This is a genomic window from Leptotrichia massiliensis (assembly GCF_900104625.1).
Lineage (GTDB): Bacteria > Fusobacteriota > Fusobacteriia > Fusobacteriales > Leptotrichiaceae > Leptotrichia > Leptotrichia massiliensis.
The window spans coordinates 277,579-296,310 of sequence record NZ_FNVZ01000005.1; the positions used below are offsets into that span (position 1 = coordinate 277,579).

The 18,732-nt window shown below is 26.4% G+C and carries 16 protein-coding genes; all 16 read left to right on the top strand.

The features are described 5' to 3' along the window. Nucleotides 1-21 precede the first annotated feature (21 nt). The gene (locus BQ5344_RS05310) at nucleotides 22-966 is read left to right on the top strand and encodes a hypothetical protein (RefSeq protein WP_021769567.1); all 945 of its coding nucleotides are present in this window, start codon (nucleotides 22-24) and stop codon (nucleotides 964-966) included. Nucleotides 967-968: 2 nt separating this feature from the next. Then, nucleotides 969-1,388 carry a hypothetical protein gene (locus BQ5344_RS05315; protein WP_021769566.1) on the top strand — a complete coding sequence of 140 codons (420 nt, stop codon included), beginning with the start codon at nucleotides 969-971 and terminating at the stop codon, nucleotides 1,386-1,388. A 15-nt stretch (nucleotides 1,389-1,403) separates the two neighbouring features. After that, nucleotides 1,404-2,666, top strand: coding sequence for a toxin-antitoxin system YwqK family antitoxin (locus tag BQ5344_RS05320; RefSeq protein WP_071124459.1), 1,263 nt, complete (start codon nucleotides 1,404-1,406; stop codon nucleotides 2,664-2,666). Nucleotides 2,667-2,802: 136 nt separating this feature from the next. Then, complete coding sequence (locus tag BQ5344_RS05325; RefSeq protein WP_071124460.1) at nucleotides 2,803-3,513, top strand: hypothetical protein; 711 nt, start codon at nucleotides 2,803-2,805, stop codon at nucleotides 3,511-3,513. Nucleotides 3,514-3,558: 45 nt separating this feature from the next. Continuing rightward, a complete protein-coding gene (locus BQ5344_RS05330; RefSeq protein WP_071124461.1) occupies nucleotides 3,559-4,743 on the top strand; it encodes a hypothetical protein in 1,185 nt (394 codons plus the stop codon). A gap of 105 nt (nucleotides 4,744-4,848) precedes the next feature. Beyond that, on the top strand, nucleotides 4,849-5,712 hold the full coding sequence (locus BQ5344_RS05335) for a protein kinase domain-containing protein (protein WP_071124462.1): 864 nt from the start codon (nucleotides 4,849-4,851) through the stop codon (nucleotides 5,710-5,712). Between the two features lie 45 nt (nucleotides 5,713-5,757). Further along, on the top strand, nucleotides 5,758-6,393 hold the full coding sequence (locus BQ5344_RS12415) for a hypothetical protein (RefSeq protein WP_235846116.1): 636 nt from the start codon (nucleotides 5,758-5,760) through the stop codon (nucleotides 6,391-6,393). Nucleotides 6,394-6,531: 138 nt separating this feature from the next. After that, entirely contained in the window at nucleotides 6,532-7,428 is an 897-nt protein-coding gene (locus BQ5344_RS12420) for a phage baseplate assembly protein V (RefSeq protein ID WP_235846117.1), read from the top strand. Between the two features lie 21 nt (nucleotides 7,429-7,449). Continuing rightward, nucleotides 7,450-8,289 (top strand): hypothetical protein, encoded by an 840-nt coding sequence (locus BQ5344_RS05345; protein WP_071124463.1) that lies wholly within the window; start codon nucleotides 7,450-7,452, stop codon nucleotides 8,287-8,289. 23 nt (nucleotides 8,290-8,312) lie between these two features. Continuing rightward, the gene (locus tag BQ5344_RS05350) at nucleotides 8,313-9,506 is read left to right on the top strand and encodes a PAAR-like protein (RefSeq protein ID WP_071124464.1); all 1,194 of its coding nucleotides are present in this window, start codon (nucleotides 8,313-8,315) and stop codon (nucleotides 9,504-9,506) included. Nucleotides 9,507-9,613: 107 nt separating this feature from the next. Continuing rightward, a complete protein-coding gene (locus BQ5344_RS05355; protein ID WP_158663004.1) occupies nucleotides 9,614-10,708 on the top strand; it encodes a tetratricopeptide repeat protein in 1,095 nt (364 codons plus the stop codon). A gap of 32 nt (nucleotides 10,709-10,740) precedes the next feature. Then, entirely contained in the window at nucleotides 10,741-12,048 is a 1,308-nt protein-coding gene (locus tag BQ5344_RS05360) for a hypothetical protein (protein ID WP_071124466.1), read from the top strand. A 19-nt stretch (nucleotides 12,049-12,067) separates the two neighbouring features. Next, a complete protein-coding gene (locus tag BQ5344_RS05365; protein WP_071124467.1) occupies nucleotides 12,068-13,252 on the top strand; it encodes an SEL1-like repeat protein in 1,185 nt (394 codons plus the stop codon). An 89-nt stretch (nucleotides 13,253-13,341) separates the two neighbouring features. Continuing rightward, nucleotides 13,342-14,520 carry a tetratricopeptide repeat protein gene (locus BQ5344_RS05370; RefSeq protein ID WP_071124468.1) on the top strand — a complete coding sequence of 393 codons (1,179 nt, stop codon included), beginning with the start codon at nucleotides 13,342-13,344 and terminating at the stop codon, nucleotides 14,518-14,520. Between the two features lie 22 nt (nucleotides 14,521-14,542). After that, nucleotides 14,543-15,871 carry a hypothetical protein gene (locus BQ5344_RS05375; protein WP_071124469.1) on the top strand — a complete coding sequence of 443 codons (1,329 nt, stop codon included), beginning with the start codon at nucleotides 14,543-14,545 and terminating at the stop codon, nucleotides 15,869-15,871. A gap of 155 nt (nucleotides 15,872-16,026) precedes the next feature. After that, nucleotides 16,027-18,660 (top strand): acetate and sugar kinases/Hsc70/actin family protein, encoded by a 2,634-nt coding sequence (locus BQ5344_RS05380; RefSeq protein ID WP_071124470.1) that lies wholly within the window; start codon nucleotides 16,027-16,029, stop codon nucleotides 18,658-18,660. Nucleotides 18,661-18,732 lie beyond the last annotated feature (72 nt).

Consider the following 18,732-nt stretch of genomic DNA (forward strand, 5'->3'; position numbering starts at 1 on the left):
AAAATTAATAAGGGAAATAGAATGAATGTATTTAAAAATAAGTTATCAAAAGTAAGAAAAAATCTTTTTAATAAAGTCACTGAAATAGGAACAACAGATTTAATAGATAAGAATAAGTATGACTTATTGGTTTATACGATTGATGAAATAGGAAGTTTTGCTGATTTGCTAGATTATTCCTATAATGATAATAATGAGGAGCCATTTTTTTCCAATGAATTTTTGGGAATGGGATTAGTGAATTATTGGTATGAACTGGAAGAAGATGAAAAAGATTTGTATATTGTTCAATATTTTGATGATCAGGAAACAAGAGTTTATTACAGCTATGAAGAACTGTTTCATTATATGTTTAGTTACTATTTGGAAAATATTTGTTGTTTTGCTGATACTTTGAATAGAATAGAAAATTCTTTTCAAAAATATATTGAAGAAGTAAATAATAATAAAAAATATAAATTGAATTTAAATATAGAAAAAATTTTGAAAAGGGACAAGTTAAGAAAGTTTTTGATAGAGTATAATTATGATATTCAAATTGAAAAGCGTATAAGTTATTTTAGTGTTAATATTGCGAAAAATTTTTTTTCATATTTAATAACTAAAAATATGTTATTGAAATTTTTTAAAGGAAAAAGAACATTTATGAGAGTAAATGGTTATTTTAGTGGATTTGATAAAATTTTGGAAAGTTACACTGTAACTATTGAAAACAATGTAAAAATTGAATATTATAACCAATTTTTAGAAAACGATATAAATCTCTATTATTCCCAATACAGTGATTCTGAAAAGAAAAAATTTGAAATTTATAAAAATAAAAGAATAACTGCAAATATGGAAGAAATATCAAAGCAAGATTTTATTAAGGAACTGGAAATAATAGTAAATGCTTATGAAAAAATTTATAATGACAATGAAATAAAAGAAATGTTTGAAAAATTTAAAGAAGAGTTAGGAGAATAATTATGGAAAAATTGATAATAGAAGATTTTTATGAAAATTTAGGAATGAATAAACATGATTTGTTTTTAATGGCAGTGGAGAAAAAAGAAAATTTTGTTAATATTGTTTCAAAAATATGTGATGAAACTGAGTTATATTTTTCAAATAAAAAGATAAGAATAAAAATTATTTGGAAAGAGGAAATATTAGAAAAGGCAGTGTATATAGTAACCGAGATAAAAGATGAAGTAATGAAGGTTTTTTATGCACATGAAGAATTTTTTCATTATTTGTTAATTTATTGTTTGGAAAATATGGAAAATTTTGAAACTGAAAGAGAAGTTGTAGAAAAAGGTCTTGAAGATTATTACAATAAAATAGATAAAGAAAGAAGGGAACCGCCTGTAATAGATTTAAAAAATTTATTTGATAGATTTCATTAAAAGTTGGAGGAAATTATGAAAATAATAAAATTAATGAAAATATATCCAGAAGACGATATAAGAGAAATATTTGTAGTAAAAAAAAATGAAGATGGAGAAGATGTTTTTTATAAGGATGGAGAACCTTTTACTGGACATATTGAAATATACGGATATGAAGAAAGAATTCAAGTAAGAGGACAATTGAAAGATGGTAAAAGATATAAAAAAAATACACAATATTATCCAAATGGACAAGAAAAAATAGAGGAATATTACTCAGAAAATGGTAAAAGAAATGGAACATACAAAATTTATTATGAAACAGGAATATTGCAAATAGATGGTTTTCTTGAAAATGATGAAAAAGCTGGGCATTGGAAATGGTATTATCCAACTGGTGTTATCAAAGAAGAGGGTAATTTTATAAATGGAGAAATGAAAGGTGCGTGGAAACTTTATTATCCAGATGGAAATGTTGAAAGAGAGATAGAGCCACTTTTGGATGGAAATACAGAAATTTTAAAAGGTTATGATGAGAACAGGAACTTAATTTTTGAAGGATTTATGTATAATGGGAAAAAACATGGGAAATATTTAAGATATTATGATAGTGGTGAGTTAGAAGAGGAAGGAGAATATAAAGAGGGATTATTAGAAAATGAGGTAAAAACATATGATAAAAATGGGAATTTAAGATATATAACAACTTATTCTAAAGATGAAGTTATAAAAAAATATGATGCTTATACTGATATTACTAGATATTATGGAAATAATTTAGAAAACTTATCAGAAAAAGAAACCGAAGAACAAGAAAATAAAATATTAGATTCTCAAAATACTAAAACATCTGTACCGTCTAAGGAAACAAAACCAGAATTGACACAAGAACAAATTGATAAATTGGAAGCTGATAAGAAATTTACTGAAATACAAAACTGGCTAAGTACAGGTGAAGAAGGTTTTTTTGGGAGTGGAGTTTTGGGGCAGGGAAATGTATTTCCATTAAAAAAATTTATTGAAAGAATAGAGAATTTTGATGCTGATTTGAAAAAAAGGGTGTATGAGTATATAAAATGGTATTTGGAAAGTTATCTTGAAACGGTAACGTTTGAAACAAAAGGAAAATATGAAATAGAAGAGGCATTAAAAATATTTAGTAATACAATGGGATTATCTATTCAAGATGAACATGTGAAAGAAAATGAGAAAACAAAGACAGAAGAAGAAAAGAAACTTACGCCACAACAGTTAAGAAAAAAATATTTTCTTAAAAGAATGAAAGAAGATAAATAGAAATAAGAAAGTGTAGATGAATAGAAGAAATGAAGAGATGGGGAAAAGTAGATTTATAAAATATTTGGAAAAAGTTTATTGTAGAGATTAGAGATAAGAGGAAAATTTTTAGAAAGAAGCAAGGGAGATGGAATGTATGGAGAATAAAAAGCAGTATCAGTATATTTGGAATGTTATTTATGAAATGTTTCAAAAGGGAGAAGATATAAATAAGATAAAATATGTGTTGTCAAAGCAGATTTCGCCATATATGGAGATAAATGATAAAGATATAAATTATTTTGATGAAGAGATGGAGATAGAGATAAATCCGTTTTTAAGATTTAATAAGATTTTGTCAAATATTATTGATATAAATATAAAAAAGGACTATGAGGAAGTTAGAAAGATAGTTTTTAATGTGATGGTGCATATACTTGCAAAACTTGATTTGTATGAGGGTATGAATAAAAAGATTATAATAAACCGTAAAATAGTTAAGGATTTGGAAGAAGGAAAATATGGAGCCGAGATAAAGAATTTGATAAAAGAGTTTGGCAGAATAGAAAAAATAAATATTGCTAACACAATAAATGACATGTATAAACATTCAAACGGGATGTACGCTTTTGAGGAAATTATAAAGAGAATATATCCTGATTCGATAATATATAATAATAAAGTTTCAGAAGATAAACTTGTTATCTATATTAATAGTCAAAAAAATGAAAAAAACAGGAAAAAATTTAAATTGCTTTCAAAATTATTTTTACCAATGGGATTAAGAACAAAAGTTTACTGGGAACATCATTTTGGAGTAATAGGAATAGAAGAAACAATGACAATTGAATCATCATCAATTTTTTAAATTTAAAGAAGATTAATAGATAAAATGTAAAGGAAGGTAAATATTATGCAAATAACAAAAACTAAATATTCAACATATTTTTTTAGGGAACATCACAATACGGATCAGGAGGAAAATACGTTTTCTGCGTTTATTCCAGAAGGGAAAAAAGGATTTTGGATATTAACTGAAGATGCTGAAAAGAAGGAAAATGTTGCAAAAATTGCAGTAATGGCTGTGGCTGAAGCATATTTTTCAAATAATAGCCTGTCAGAAGATAATATGACACATCTTCTTAATGTGGCAAATAAAGAGATAATTGAAAACAAAATTAAGAGAAATATGGATTATTACAGTAAATTTTCAACATCAATAGTGGCTGCCGAAGACAATAAAATGATAGTTGGAAATATAGGAAATTCAAAAGTAAAAATTTTCCGTGATAATGAACTGATTGAAGAAATTGAGGGAGATACAATTGTAAGCCTTGATTTAAAAAAATATGATTATATATTATCGGGGACAGCCGAATTTTGGGAAATCGTAAATGAAAATGAAATACTGGACATGTTTATAAGAAATAGCAGCCGTTTTAGTTTTGAAAGTGAATTGAGCCAGAAAGTAAATAGTATAGAGGTACAGAGAAAAATTGAGATACCGTTTTTGTCTATTTTTATTGAAAATTTGGAAAAGGAAGAAGAGGAAGAATATACAGTAACTACTGTTGTGGAAAGAGTAAATCCACTTAATTACATACTTCCGATGTTAATAGCAGTATTTTTTGTCACAGCAGTGGGGAAGAGTATCTATAACAGTAGAATAGAAAAATCTAAAAAAGAAAAAGTGATTGTTCAGAAGCCATCTCAAAATCAACAATCAGAAAATATGGCAAAAATAAACACAACTGTTAAACCTGAAAATGTTCAACCACAAATTCCTGCTCCAGTTGTAGAAGAAAAAGTGGAAGAAACAGCTGTATTACCGCCACAAAACGAAGAAGAAAAAGAAATTGAAAAATTGGAACAGGAAAATCAAAGTAAGGCAGTGAAACTTCCAGAAATAAAAAGAGAAGCGAGAACATCTGTTAATCCTGTAAAAAAACAGCCAAAAAGAGAGAAAAATAATATAAATTTAAAACCAAAACCAAAATCAAAATCTAGAACAGCAAGAAAATCATATGATTCGCTTGATGAGGAAATTAGACAGAATTGGAAAAAATTGGGAAGAGATAATAACGGAAATATTATTTAATCAGAATATTTTATTGTATAGCAATTTTAGTTTAAAATAAGAGCAGAAAGTTGATTATAAACTTGTTAATGAAATAGAAATTTAATATTAGAAAAAGGAGTTTTTATGAATTATTTGCCAATAAATTATAAGTTGAAAAATAAATATGAAGTAAAACAGGTAATTGCAGAAAGTGATTTTTCAAATGTATATTTAACATTTAACAAGAAAAAAAGATATGTTATAAAAGAATGTTTCCCTTCACAGCTAGTTATTAGGGGAGCGAATCAGGAAGTTTTTACTAAAAAATATGAGGATAGATTAAAGGAAGTAAAGGAAAGTTTTGACAGGGAAGCGGAAATATTGGCTCATTTGCATAATGTGCTTGATTCAAACTCTAAAGGCAGAATAATTGAATTGTTTGATTATTTTGAGGAAAATAAAACAGTTTATATTGTCGAGGAATATTTTAATTTTCCAACATTAAAACAGTATATACTTAATGAAGAAAATGTGAAAGGTAAAGATATAAAAAAAATATATTTTGATATTTTAGATATATTTATAAAAATTCATAATGAAAAAATAATTCATAGGGATGTAAAGCCTTCAAATATATTAATCAATAAGAAAAATAAAATAAAAATAATAGATTTTGGATCAAGCATATATTTTGAAGAAAAAAATGGAACATATATAAAAGTAACAGATGGATACTCTCCCCTTGAAATGTACTCATTAAAAGCTGAAAATGATGAAAGAACAGATATATATAGCCTTTCGGCATTACTATATTTTATGATAACTAAAAAGAAACCAGATGAAGTATTAAAAAGATTCTATAATCCTGAATTGATTTTTGATGAAGATATAAGTGGGGATATAAGAAAATTTATTGAAAAGGGAATGGAAGTAGAGATAAAGGATAGATTTAACAATGTTGTTGAAATGAAATCGGAATTTGAAAAATTAGATTTTAAGGACATTTAGAAATGTATGGAAGAAAAATTTTTAAAGAGAAAGAAGTGATTGAAAATGAACAATAATTTAAATAACCAAAATCCAGTAGAATTTTTTTCAGCAGAAAGAATAAAAATAGAAATTGATGGACATCAGATACTTTGGAGAGATATGAAACTTGAAATTGATTCAAGAATAGGGGAACATACGATTGGTAAAATAAAGTATATTGGTTCAGTAAGCCAGTTAAGTTTATACGATGCCTTGATAGACAGAAAAGGGGATAAGGAGATAAAAATACTAGGGAGAAGCAATATTGCTGATAATACTGGAAATTCAACAGAAAAGATATTTCTGAATGGAGTAATAAAAGAACTTCAAATAAACGAAACGACAGCAGGAGCCTTGACAGTAGAAATTACAGCAATTTCAAAAAGTGTACTTTTGGATAGAATACCAAGATACCGTTCATTTCAAGATCCAACATTAACTTATTCAGCGATAGCAGAGGAAATAAATGGAAATTACGGTACAAATGATGGAAAAATTGTAAATGTTGGTGAAGATATGCAGGCATTACCAAGAATGACAATCCAGTATAACGAAACAGACTGGGAATACTTAAAGAGAATAGCGTCGTATATAGGACAGCCAGTAATGGCATACTCAGATAAGGTATTTGTAGGATTTTTTAAAAATATGCCAGCATAGACACCGAACTTAAAGTATTCTCAATTTGGGAAAAGAACAAAAGAAGAGAGAACATATTTTAAAATAACAGGAACAGAAGTTTATCCAGTAGCAACACCAATAAAATTAAAGACTAGAAACAGAGTGTCAGGAGAAGAAGTGGAAAACGATTACTATGTTCTTGAGAATAAAATTTATAACGAAGGAAATATGTTAAAATGTGAATACATACTTGGAAAACAGACAGATTATTTTGTAGATCCGATACCGCACGAAAAGATAAGAGGAGCAGTAATAGAAGCAAGAACAGTTCATATTGCAAGAACAGATGAAAGTAAAAGTAAACACGGAAGAAGCGAAGGAAGTTCGGATAATCTTGAGGGAAGAGCAATTGGAGTAAAACCGCTTAACAAATATATAGAGAAAACTGAAAATAATCAGAATGAAAATACAAAAGAAAAAGTCAAGACAAAAGATATTGCAGTTATGACATTAAATTTAACAGAAGGGCTTATGGATTTGGGAGAAAATGGGCAATCTTTTGAGGATAAGTATGCTGGGAAAAGTTATTTTCCATATGTAACTCCGTATAGCCAAACAAATACAGGATTTACACCAGCACCAGAAGTAAATGACAGAGTGGCACTTTATTTTCCAAACGGAAATGAAACAAAGGCTTTTATAATAGGAGCTTTGAATAATGACGGGAATGGTAGGTTTACTGATGTGGCTAACAGAAATTATCATGTGGGAGATTCGGACTTTAATATGGTGCTTGCGACTAATAGTTTGTCAACAAGCGCGGCAAGTTCAATTTCACAGACTGCTAGCAGTATATCGGAAAGTGCAGACAGTATTTCAGAGAATGCAGGAAGCATAAGCAACAGTGCTAAAAATTATTCTGAAACTGTGGAAGGGGTAAAATCCGTACTTGCACAGAATATTACCCAGACATCAACACAAAATACTACGATAACCTCTAACAATGACACGACAATAACTTCATCAGGAACATCAAAAGTTGCTGGTGGTGGAAAAGTATTGATAAATGGATAAAGGGGAAAAAGGAAATAAATTATGATAGATGAAAAATATAGAAGAAATCCAGAGAATATAACGGATTTTTTGAAGAAGGAAAGGTTTAGATATATCAAAATTTTTGAAAGATTGGTAAATGATAAACTGTATGAAGAATACGAGCAATGTGATTTTATTTTGGAAAAAATAGAGGAATTTACAGAGGAAGATGAAAAGTATCTAGTTTATCGGATAAAGGAAGAAGAAAATAAATATAATGTAGAATATTTAAAGGAGCGGATATTAGAAAACTTTATATTTGATGAATTATATTTTTTAGTAAATCAGAAATTTGAACTATTGGAAATTTTGAATATTGATGAAATTATGGAAAAAATAGAAATTGTTCAGCAGGAGGTAATAAAAATTGAGAATGTAAATTTAAAATTGAAATATCCAGATATGGAGAAGTATAAAAAACTGGTATCAGATGAGAACGTTTTTCTTGAATTTATAAAGAACTATAAATTTTACAGCGTGTTCAAGAGCAATATTTTTGACAAGGAAAAGACAATATATGGAATAGGCTCAAAGTCTGTTCCTTTATCACTGCAAATAAAGCAAGAAAAAGGTGTTTATGTAATAAAAGGACATTTAAACTATGATAAAATGAGTAATTTAAGATTTCATAAATTTATAAATTCAGAATACAGAAGGGAATTTGAGAATCTAAAGATTGAGTATGGGAAATTGATGTTGCTGGATGATGTGAAGATTACGAGAAAAGTGGATAATATGATTAAAATATATGAAAAAGAAAATGAGTATAGATTAACAAGTGAGAATAGTCGAGATAGAATAATATATTTTAAAAGAGAGTTTTTAAAATGTTTAATTTAAATTTTGAAATAAGAGGTGATTAGATGTATAATGAATATCTTAATGAAAACTCAGATATAGCAGTAACTTATCAACAAATTAAAGATAGACTCGAAAATATAAAAAAAATGCAAGACTTATTTTATAAAATAAGTCCGTTAAATTTAGGAACAATAGTAGAAACAAAAATTAATAAAGAAATTTTAAAAACATATGTTTGTGATGGTGCATTATTAAAATGTAAAAATTTAATTAGTAAGGATTTGTTTTTAAAATTAAAAGTTATTGATAGAAAAACTCAAATTTTAGGAAAACCAATAGCAACAGAATATGATAATAATAGTTATAATTTTATTATTTGTGATAAAAATGGAATAGAACAAGAGGGTTATTGTTTAATTAGTTGTAGTTTATGCAATGTAAAAAATGGAAAATGGGGAAATGTTTTTAATAATATTTTAAAAAGTGGAAAAAAAACATTATCAAATGAAAGTAAACTTTTTTGTGGAATAGATCCTAATAAGCCTATTGATATTATTTTTAATGGACAAAACATTACAGAAAAAACAGCAAAACAAAATATAGCAATTATGAAAAGTATTTGGTCCCAACAATTGCAGGATGGTATAAAAGAAACTTATGAATCTGTTGGAAAATTTGCTGCTTCAAAAAAGATGATAAAAGCTCCTCATGTAGGGTTTTTAGGAATAATAGGAATTGGAACTTCTTCAGTTGAAATTATTAATGGAATTGAATCATCGTTATCAGCAGGGATTTCAATGTATAAAGGAAAAAACATTAGTGTTGGAAAAGAAATTCTGAGTAGTGTAGGATATAGCTCTGAAGGAATTGAAACAATTTTTGGAATTTCTAGCAAAGTTTATGAAGTTTCTAGTTTTATTAACACACCTTTAACAATTTTTAACAATAATTATTTAAAAATTAAAGAAAATCCAATGTCAAATAAGTCTAGAAGAGAGAGGAGAGGGAATGCAAATCGTAAAGAAAAGAATTGGCAAAAAAAAGCTACAAAAAAAGAATTAGAAAAAAGTGAAAATAATAAAATAAAAAAAGGATTTTTTAAAGATATTAATAAGGAGTATACACAAATAAAATCAAAAGATAAAGAAATACGTAAGATATTGTATGAAGAATTAGGAGAAAGCATTGAAGAAAAGTACGAACAAAGCGTTAAATATTTAAATAATGACATTTCTATAATAGAAATAGTAAAATAAGAGGAAAGGAAATTTTGATGAAAATTTATAATAAAATAATAGTATTTGGAATAGGGATATTAACAATTTTATTTTTATTTCAGTATATTTTATTTAAAGGAGGTTTTATGAATAGAGAAAAATATGAACAAATACTGAAAAAAGCAAATGAAATGAGTGAAAAAAAAAATTATGAAAAAGCTGAAAACTTATTAAAAAAATCAATAAAATATGATATAGAAGGATATTATCAACTTGGAATATTTTATTTTTCAGAATTAAATGATGAAAAAAGAGCAATAAAATTTTTTGAATTAGGCTATAAAAAAGGTTATATACTGTCAACTTTACCATTAGGAGATATTTATAGAGAAAAAGGAAATGTGGAAAAAGCGAAAGAATGGTACCAAAAAGGTGTTGAAGAAAATGAAAATTCCTGCAATATACAATTGGCTAAAATATACATGTCTGAAAAAAATTTTAATGAAGCTGAAAAAATATTATTAGAAGTTGAAAATATTGAAAAAAATGGTGAAGCAATTTATAATTTATTTATAATTTCATATTTAAAAAATGATAAAAAAAATATGGATAAATGGGAAAATAAACTTTTTAATGAAACTCTGGTTGAAGATATAAATGAAGATATGATAAATAATATTAAATATATTAAAGGTTCTGATAAAGATAAAAAATTTTTTAACCAAATTAATGATGCAAATAATTTTGCTTTTCTTGGAAACTATAATATTGCAGAAAATAAATTAAAAGATGCAATAAAAATTAATGAAAAAGATGGTTATTATGAATTAGGGAAATTATACTATTATATTCTAAAAAAAGATTTAGCAAAAAAAATATTAGAAAAATCATACGAGTTAGGTAATTTTCAATCATTATCAATAATTGGAAGAATAGAAGAAGATAATGAAAAGATTGAAAAAGCAAAAGAAATTTATAAAATAGGAGTTGAAAAAGAAGATAGAGAATCAATTTTTAACTTGGGTGCCATATATGAAGAAGAAGATAACGATATAGAAAATGCAATAATAATTTATAACAAAGGGATGGTATTGAAAGATGCTAGATCAATTTACAACTTAGTTCATATTTATGAAAAATTGGGAGAAGAAGAAGAAGTAAAAAAATTAAAGAATAAAATATTATTTGAAAAAGGGTTAATTTATTTGGAATATGATATGATAAATTATGCCAAAAAATAAATTTTTACATTATATAGTATGGAAGTGAAATAATGAAAAAAATAGAAGTAATCAAAAGAGTTAAATGTTTAGTTCCAAATATCTATAAAATAAATGGAGAATTGCAAAATATAAAAGCAAAAGGAAAAATTAAAATTCAGGAAGTTGATCAAAATATTATTGGTATAAAGTTTATAAAATCCAAAAATATTAATGACAAATTTTCAAAGTTAGAGTTACAAGTATTTAAAGAATTAGAGGAAGATAATAATATTTATATTATTGATTTTAATAAATGGAATAATCCTCAAATTTTAAATAAGGAGTTAATTATTGAAAATATAGATAAAAATCTGTTTAAATATTTTAAAAATAGAAATGAATATGCCACTCAAATCCATTTAACAATTTTTAATTATAAGAATTTGATTAATTCTGAAGATTTTGAAAGTTTACTATTTACTGAAACTCCATTATCATTTTTATTTTTAGATATTTATGATAAACAAATTAACGATAAAAATGAGTTTGAGGTGGAATATATTATTCAGTCAATACCTATAGATGAAAAAATACCTGTTAAGTTGATATTCAAGCTGGATGAAAATGAAAAGGATAATATAAAATTAGATTTCAGGATGGATTATTATGATAACAGGATGAGTAGAAATGTGCTTGTTTCAAAAGTGCGAGATTTGTTAAAAAAGGAAATGTTTGAAAAGATGGATTTTGAGTTGGATTTGACAGGATATTACATTTTGGATAAGGAAAATTTTAAGATAAAGGAAATAAAGGCGGAACAGAGAATTAAGATAGATGACAAATTATACGAAAGAGAATTTTTTATAAAAGAAGAACCTGAGAATGTAGAAGCAGAGGAAAAATCAGATGAAGCTGAAAAAGACGAAATTCCTCAAATTGAAAATTCAAAAGTTGAAAATCTAAATGAAAAAGAATTGATAGAAATAGAAAAAACTGTATTCAAGAAACCTAAAAAGCCAATAGAAGCAACCTACGACAGTATTCGCAACTGGCTACTTCCACTTTTAAGAAAAGATGACAAAATAATATTTCCAAAAGAAGAGTTTTTAGAAAGAGTGAAACTTTTTGATGAGGCTGAAAAATTGAGAACTTTTAATGTGATAAAGTCGGCTGTTGAACACGACAATTATTGTGTGAAATTTGAGAAGGGCAAGACAATAAGGGGATATGAAGTTATAAAGTCTTTTGGGGAAATGCTGGGAATTGCTGTTGAAGAGGAAGTTGTGGAAAATGTGGAGGAAACAGAAGAAGAAAAGAAACTTACACCACAGCAGTTAAGAAAAAAATATTTTCTTAAAAGAATGAAAGGCTCTGAATAATAATAAAAGGAGATCAACTATGATTATGAATAGAAAATATGTAAGTTTTTGTGTTACTTTTTTTATTATAATATTATTATGTCTATATCTTTATATAATGGTACTAGAAAAAAAAGAAAATGACAATAAAAAATTTGAAGAACTAATTGAAAAAGCTAATGAACATATAGAAGCAGAAGATTATAAAAATGCAGAAAAAATTGCAAAAGAAAGTTTAAAATATAATAAAGTTAAAGGTTACTACTATTTAGGAGCATTGTATGCAAATTATTTTAATGATAAGGAAAAAGCAAAAGAAGCATACATGGCGGCATATAAGAAAAAAAATTTTGAAGCGGCTTCCATGATAGGATTTATAGAAGAAGAAAAAGGAAACTTTAAAGAAGCAGAGAAATGGTATAAAGAAGGAATAAAAAGTAATTTTGAGTATTCTTTTTATCTTATAGGAAATTTTTATTACAATCAGAATGATATGAAAAACGCAAAAAAATATTTAGAAAAATCTGCGGAACGAAAAAGCGGGGAGGTAATTTATCTTCTTGCAAAAATTTATTATAAAGAAAAAAATAGGGAAGGAATAAAAAAATACCAAAAACAATTGTTAGAAGAAGTTCAATTAAAAGATGTTTCAAATGAAATGAAAAAAAATATTGAATATATGCTTGGTAATAAAAATGACAATAAATACTTTGATTTGGTGGAAAAAGCTAATGAGTATATTGATAAAGAAGAATACAAAAAAGCAGAAGAAATTTTGTTGGAAGCATCAAAATTAAACAAAGAAGGCTATTATCAAATTGCAGAAATGTATAGACATATTTCAATAGAAGAAGCAATGAAAAAATATGAACTTGCCTATGAAAAAGGTGTAGCAAAAGCAGCAAGTAATATAGGATCATATTATTATATAAACAAAGATACAGAAAAAGCTAAAATATGGATACAGAAAGCAATTGATGGAGGAGATGTTAATTCAAATTTTCATATGGGCGAATTATACGATAATGCAAGAGATTTAAAAAAAGCATATGAATATTATTCAAAAGCGGCAAATAATAAGAATGCAGTTGCGATGTTTTCCGCAGGTGAAATTGCTTTTGAGTTAGGAGAAGAAAAACTAGGAAAATATTGGTATAATAGGATACTTACAGAACCAGGAATAGAAAATTTAACATCTCAAATCTTAAAAAATATAAATAGATAAGAAAACCAGAATTTCTTAAAATAGCTGAAATAAATTTGAAAAAAAACTTGAAATATATTGAAAAATTAAATATTTAGGAGTTACTAATTATGAGGAATAAAAAATATATAATTGCTGTATCAGGAATATTATTAATACTAGTGTTAATAGCATTAATTTATTTTAAAAATAAAGACTCTAATTATACAAATAATGAAATGTTTGACGAATTACTTTTAATCTCTGAAAAATATAAAACAGAAGGAGATTATGCACAAGCAGAAAAAACATTGGAAGAGAGTTTGAAATATAGTAAAACAGGATACTATTATTTAGGTATGTTGTATAGTGATATGGATGAAAAAAAGAAAGCACGAAAATCATACGAACAAGCATATAAGTACAAGGTGTTTGAGGCTGCAACTCTTATAGGAGAAATGGAAGAAAAATCGGGTAATTTTAAAGAGGCGGAAAAATGGTACAAACGAGCTATAAAGAATAATAAAGGTTTATCTGTATTTGCGTTAGCGATGTTTTATTATAATAGAAACGATAAGGAAAAATATAAAATATATTTAAGACAGGCTGCTAATAAAAAAGAAGGCCAAGCAATTTATTTGCTTGCGAAAGTGTATTATAAAGAAAAAAATTGGGAAGAACTAAAAAGATGTCAAAAACAAATACTGGAAGAAACAGAAATTTATCATGTTGAGTATTATATGAAAAAAAATATTGAATACATGCTTGGGACTGAAAAAGAAAAGCAATATTTTAATTTAATAGAGGAGGCAAACAGATTTATTGAAAAAAAGGATTATGAAAAGGCTGAAAAAATATTTTTAGAAGCAGCAAAACTTAATAATGAAGGTTATTATGAAATAGCAAAAATGTATGCAGGTATATCAAATGAAAAAGCTGTTGAAAAATATAAAATTGCTTATGAAAAAGGAATTGTAAGAGCAGCAGGAGATATTGGCTCATATTACTATGATAAAAAAAGAGATGTGGAAACAGCTAAAAAATGGATTCAAATGGCAATTGATGGGGGAGATGTTGATTCTAATTTTTATTTGGGTGAGATCTATGAAGATGCAGGAGATTTAAGACAGGCATTAAAATATTACTCTATTCCTGCTAATAATAAAAAAGCAATAGCAATGTCGATAGCAAGAAGTTTAGCTTCTGAATTAGGCGATAAAAAATTAGCTGACTACTGGTATAATAAAATATTTTCTGAGCCAGGTATAGAACAATTGAGTGAACAATTAGTTATAGAACTGGGGAAATAAAAGTATAATTGGAGAAGTGCTTATGAAGTTAGAAAAAATAGAAAAATGTAAACTTAAAATATTGTTAACATATAAATTATGTAAAAATTCAATAAAAAAAGAAAGTATTTTAAAAAGTCAAAAAATAAATATTCAAAATATTACTGATGAAATAATAGGGATAGAATTTTTTAAAAATGATGAAAACTATAACACAAATTTTGAATTACAAATTTTAAAAGAAATAAAAGAAGATAACGATGTTTTTATAATTGATTTTTCTGATAAAAATAATCCTCAAATTTTAAATAAGGAGTTAATTGTTGAAAATATAGATAAAAATTTATTTAAATATTTTAAGGATAGGAACGAATTTGCCAGCAGGATTCACCTTACAATTTTTAATTATAAAAAATTAATTAATTCAGATTATTTTGGAAGGCTATTATTTACAGAAACTCCGCTTTCATTCTTATTTTTAGATATTTATGATAAACAAATTAACGATGAGAATGAATTTGAGGTGGAATATATTATTCAGTCAATACCTATAGATGAAAAAATACCTGTTAAACTGATATTTAAGCTGGATGAAGAAGAAAAGGATGTTATAAAATTGAATTTCAGGATGGATTATTATGATAACAGGATGAGCAGAAATGTGATTGTTTCAAAGGTACGGGAGTTGTTAAAAAAAGAAATGTTTGAAAAGATGGACTTTGAACTGGATTTATCAGGATATTACATTTTGGATAAGGAAAATTTTAAGATAAAGGAAATAAAGGCGGAACAGAGAATTAAAATAGATGACAAATTATACGACAGAGAATTTTTTATAAAAGAAGAAACTGAGAATATAGAATCAGAAGAAAAATTAGATGAAGCTAAAGAAATTATTGAAAAAGATGAAATGCTTCAAATTGAAATTCCAAAAGTTGAAAATCTAAATGAAAAAGAATTGGTGGAAACAAAAAAAACTGTATTAAAAAAGCCTAAAAAAACAATAGAACAAACCTATGACAGCATCCGTGACTGGCTACTTCCTCTTTTAAGAAAAGATGATAAAATAATATTTCCAAAAGAAGAATTTTTAGAAAGAATAAAACTTTTCGATGAGGCTGAAAAATTGAGAACATTTAATGTGATAAAGTCGGCTGTTGAACACGACAATTATTGTGTGAAATTTGAAGAAGATAATACAATCAGAGGATATGAGATTATAAAGGCTTTTGAAGAAATGCTGGGAATTGAAGTTGAAGATGAGGTTGTGAAAAAGATTGAGGAAAAAGAAGTAGAAGAAGAAAAGAAACTTATACCACAGCAGTTAAGAAAGAAATATTTTCTCAAAAGAATGAAAGGAGAAGATAAATAGAAATAAGAAAATTAAGGATTTAAAAAAAAGAGGTTTTTAAAGGTTTTTGAAGAAATTTTTGATATATAGTTTTAATTTAAAATTAAGGGGTTGAGGATAGAATGAGGAAAATTTTGTTATAAAAACTGAATTGATGAGGAAAGGAAAAAATAAAAATGAGATTATTTTATGAAGACGAATTGAGAAGAAAGTCGTATAAAGAGATGTACCAGATTGCTGTAGAGGAAAAACTTGTGGATGTATATTTGGAGAATCCTACTAGAGAGGAACTGATAAATATTTTATTAAAATTTAGAGGGGCAAGGCCAGATTACAGTATTAATAAATATAATGAAAATGGGCTTCCTATGGTTCAAGCTCTGTTTGATGACAAGTTAAGTGTTAGGATTCATCACGAAAATGAGATAAAGATACCGCACAAGATAATTTTGTATAAGGATTTGAATTTGACCAGGGAAGATAATTATAAAATAATTATTCCTGACAAAATCGGGAACGCAAATGTTTTTTTGGTAAATGCAAATAATTATGTTTGTGGAATATTTAATCTTGAGAAGGATCTTGAAAAAAATGATGAATACTATTTGACATGCAAGACAGAGTTTTTAAGGGTAGAAAAGTTAAGAAATAATAAATTTTCATTTTTATTTTTTAAGTCAGATGACTTGAAATATATCTATAAATTTTATAATACAAAAGAAGATGATGCTTTGCCAACATATCCATATAAATTAAATTATTATAAAGTTGATATTGAAAATTTTGAAGTAAGGGAACTGGAAGAAACAAGTACAGTTTTATGTATAGATTTTGGAACTTCTAATACTGCACTAGGAGCATACTTGGATACCAATTATGTAAGAGATTTGCCAACAAACGATATATTGAATGGAAATATAAAAATAAACGAAATAAACTATGTAAAATTTAATGATGGTGAAAGAAGATACAGGGAAATATTACCAACGATAGCCTATGTTGATGATTGCAGTGATGAGAATAATATAAAGTATTCTTTTGGCTATGATGTAGTTAAAAAACTTGAAATGAATGATTACATTGTAAACGGCTCTCTTTTTTACGGATTAAAGAAATGGGTGCATGATCATGATGAAGTGGAGAAAATAAATGATGAATTTGGAAATATAAGGTATATAAAGAGAAGAGAAATTATAAAAGCGTATTTGAAATATATTGTAAAAAGAGCCGAATATATGTTCAAGTGTAAATTTAAAAAAATACATGCTTCTAGTCCGGTAAGGCTGAAGGAGCAGTTTTTGAATATGTTTCAGGAAATATTTTCTATTGATGTGAAAAATAAGGATGGAAAAGTAACTGGCAAGAGGTATGAATATGAAATAATAACAGACAATGCTATGGATGAAGCGATAGCTGTGCTATACAATACAATAGAAAATCAGATAAAAAAAGGAAGATATATACAAGGGGAAGAATACAGCGCTTTAATTATAGATTGTGGAGGAGGAACAACAGATCTTGCGGCTTGTAAATATGTGATTGACAATGGAAAAATTTCGTATAAACTTGATATAAAAACAAGTTTTGAAAATGGAGATGAAAATTTTGGGGGAAATAATTTAACATACCGATTAATGCAGTATTTGAAAGTGGTACTTGCAGAGAAATATTCAGAAAATAATGAAATATCAGTTAATGACTTAATCCCGTATGATAATGATATGATTTATAAAGTTATAGATGAATATGGAATAGAAAAAATATTTGAAAATTTAGACAGGGAATATGAAAAAAGTGAAAAAATAATTCCTACAAAATATTCAAAATTTGAAAATAAAATGAGTGAATCGTATAGAAAAATAAAGAATAACTTTTATATGTTATGGGAAGCTGCCGAAAATATGAAAAAAGAATTTTTTACATCCGATGGAAGGCTAAGAACAAGATTTGATATTCCTAAAATTATGGAAAGAGAAAAGGATCTGCATATAACGGAATTGAAAACCTGGAATATTCATATAATGGAAAATGATAAATTTAAAACGATAAATAAATTTCCTGATGAGATTTTTACTATAAAGGAAATAGAAAAAATATTAAAATCAGATATTTATTCAATGCTTAGAAAATTCTTGAATACCTATTACAAGGAAGGTATGCTATTTGAATATTCATTAATCAAGTTAAGTGGACAATCTACAAAAATAAGTACATTTCAGGAAGTTCTAAAGGAATTTGTGCCTGGAAAAATGATAGAGTATAAGGAACTTAGCCACAGGGATGATTACGAATTAAAGTTAAATTGTCTTGACGGAGCGATAAAATACTTGGATTATAAGAGATTTGGACATATGGATGTAAATATAGAAAATGAAGTTCCGTTAGTACCGTATTCTGTATATGCTGAAAGATATGATGGAGAAAAAGTTGAAATGCTGGAAACTTCAAGAAAGGCTAGCGTACTTATGAGCTATATAGATAAATCCATTTCAGCAATGGAATTGAAATTGTATGTACATAATGCAGAAAATGAGTTGAAAAAAGAAGTAATTTATAAAAATGTTAATGAATATAAAGAAGAAGATGCAGAAGATATATTACGTGAATATGAAGGAATATTTACTCAATATGAAACAGATGAAATTGAAAACAATGTAGTAAGATTTTTCGTATATACTGATATGAACAATTGGGGATTTTATGTAGTGCCAGTGCAAAGACATGGAGATCAGCTATATTTAGGGAAAAAACAATATTTCCCTTATGAAGATAATCTTAATGAAATTTCATATTTTGATGGAGAACATTAATATTATTACTTTGTAAATAGAAAATAAGCAAAGTTTAAAAAGAGGGGGTAAAATTCAAAAAATTTATATTTG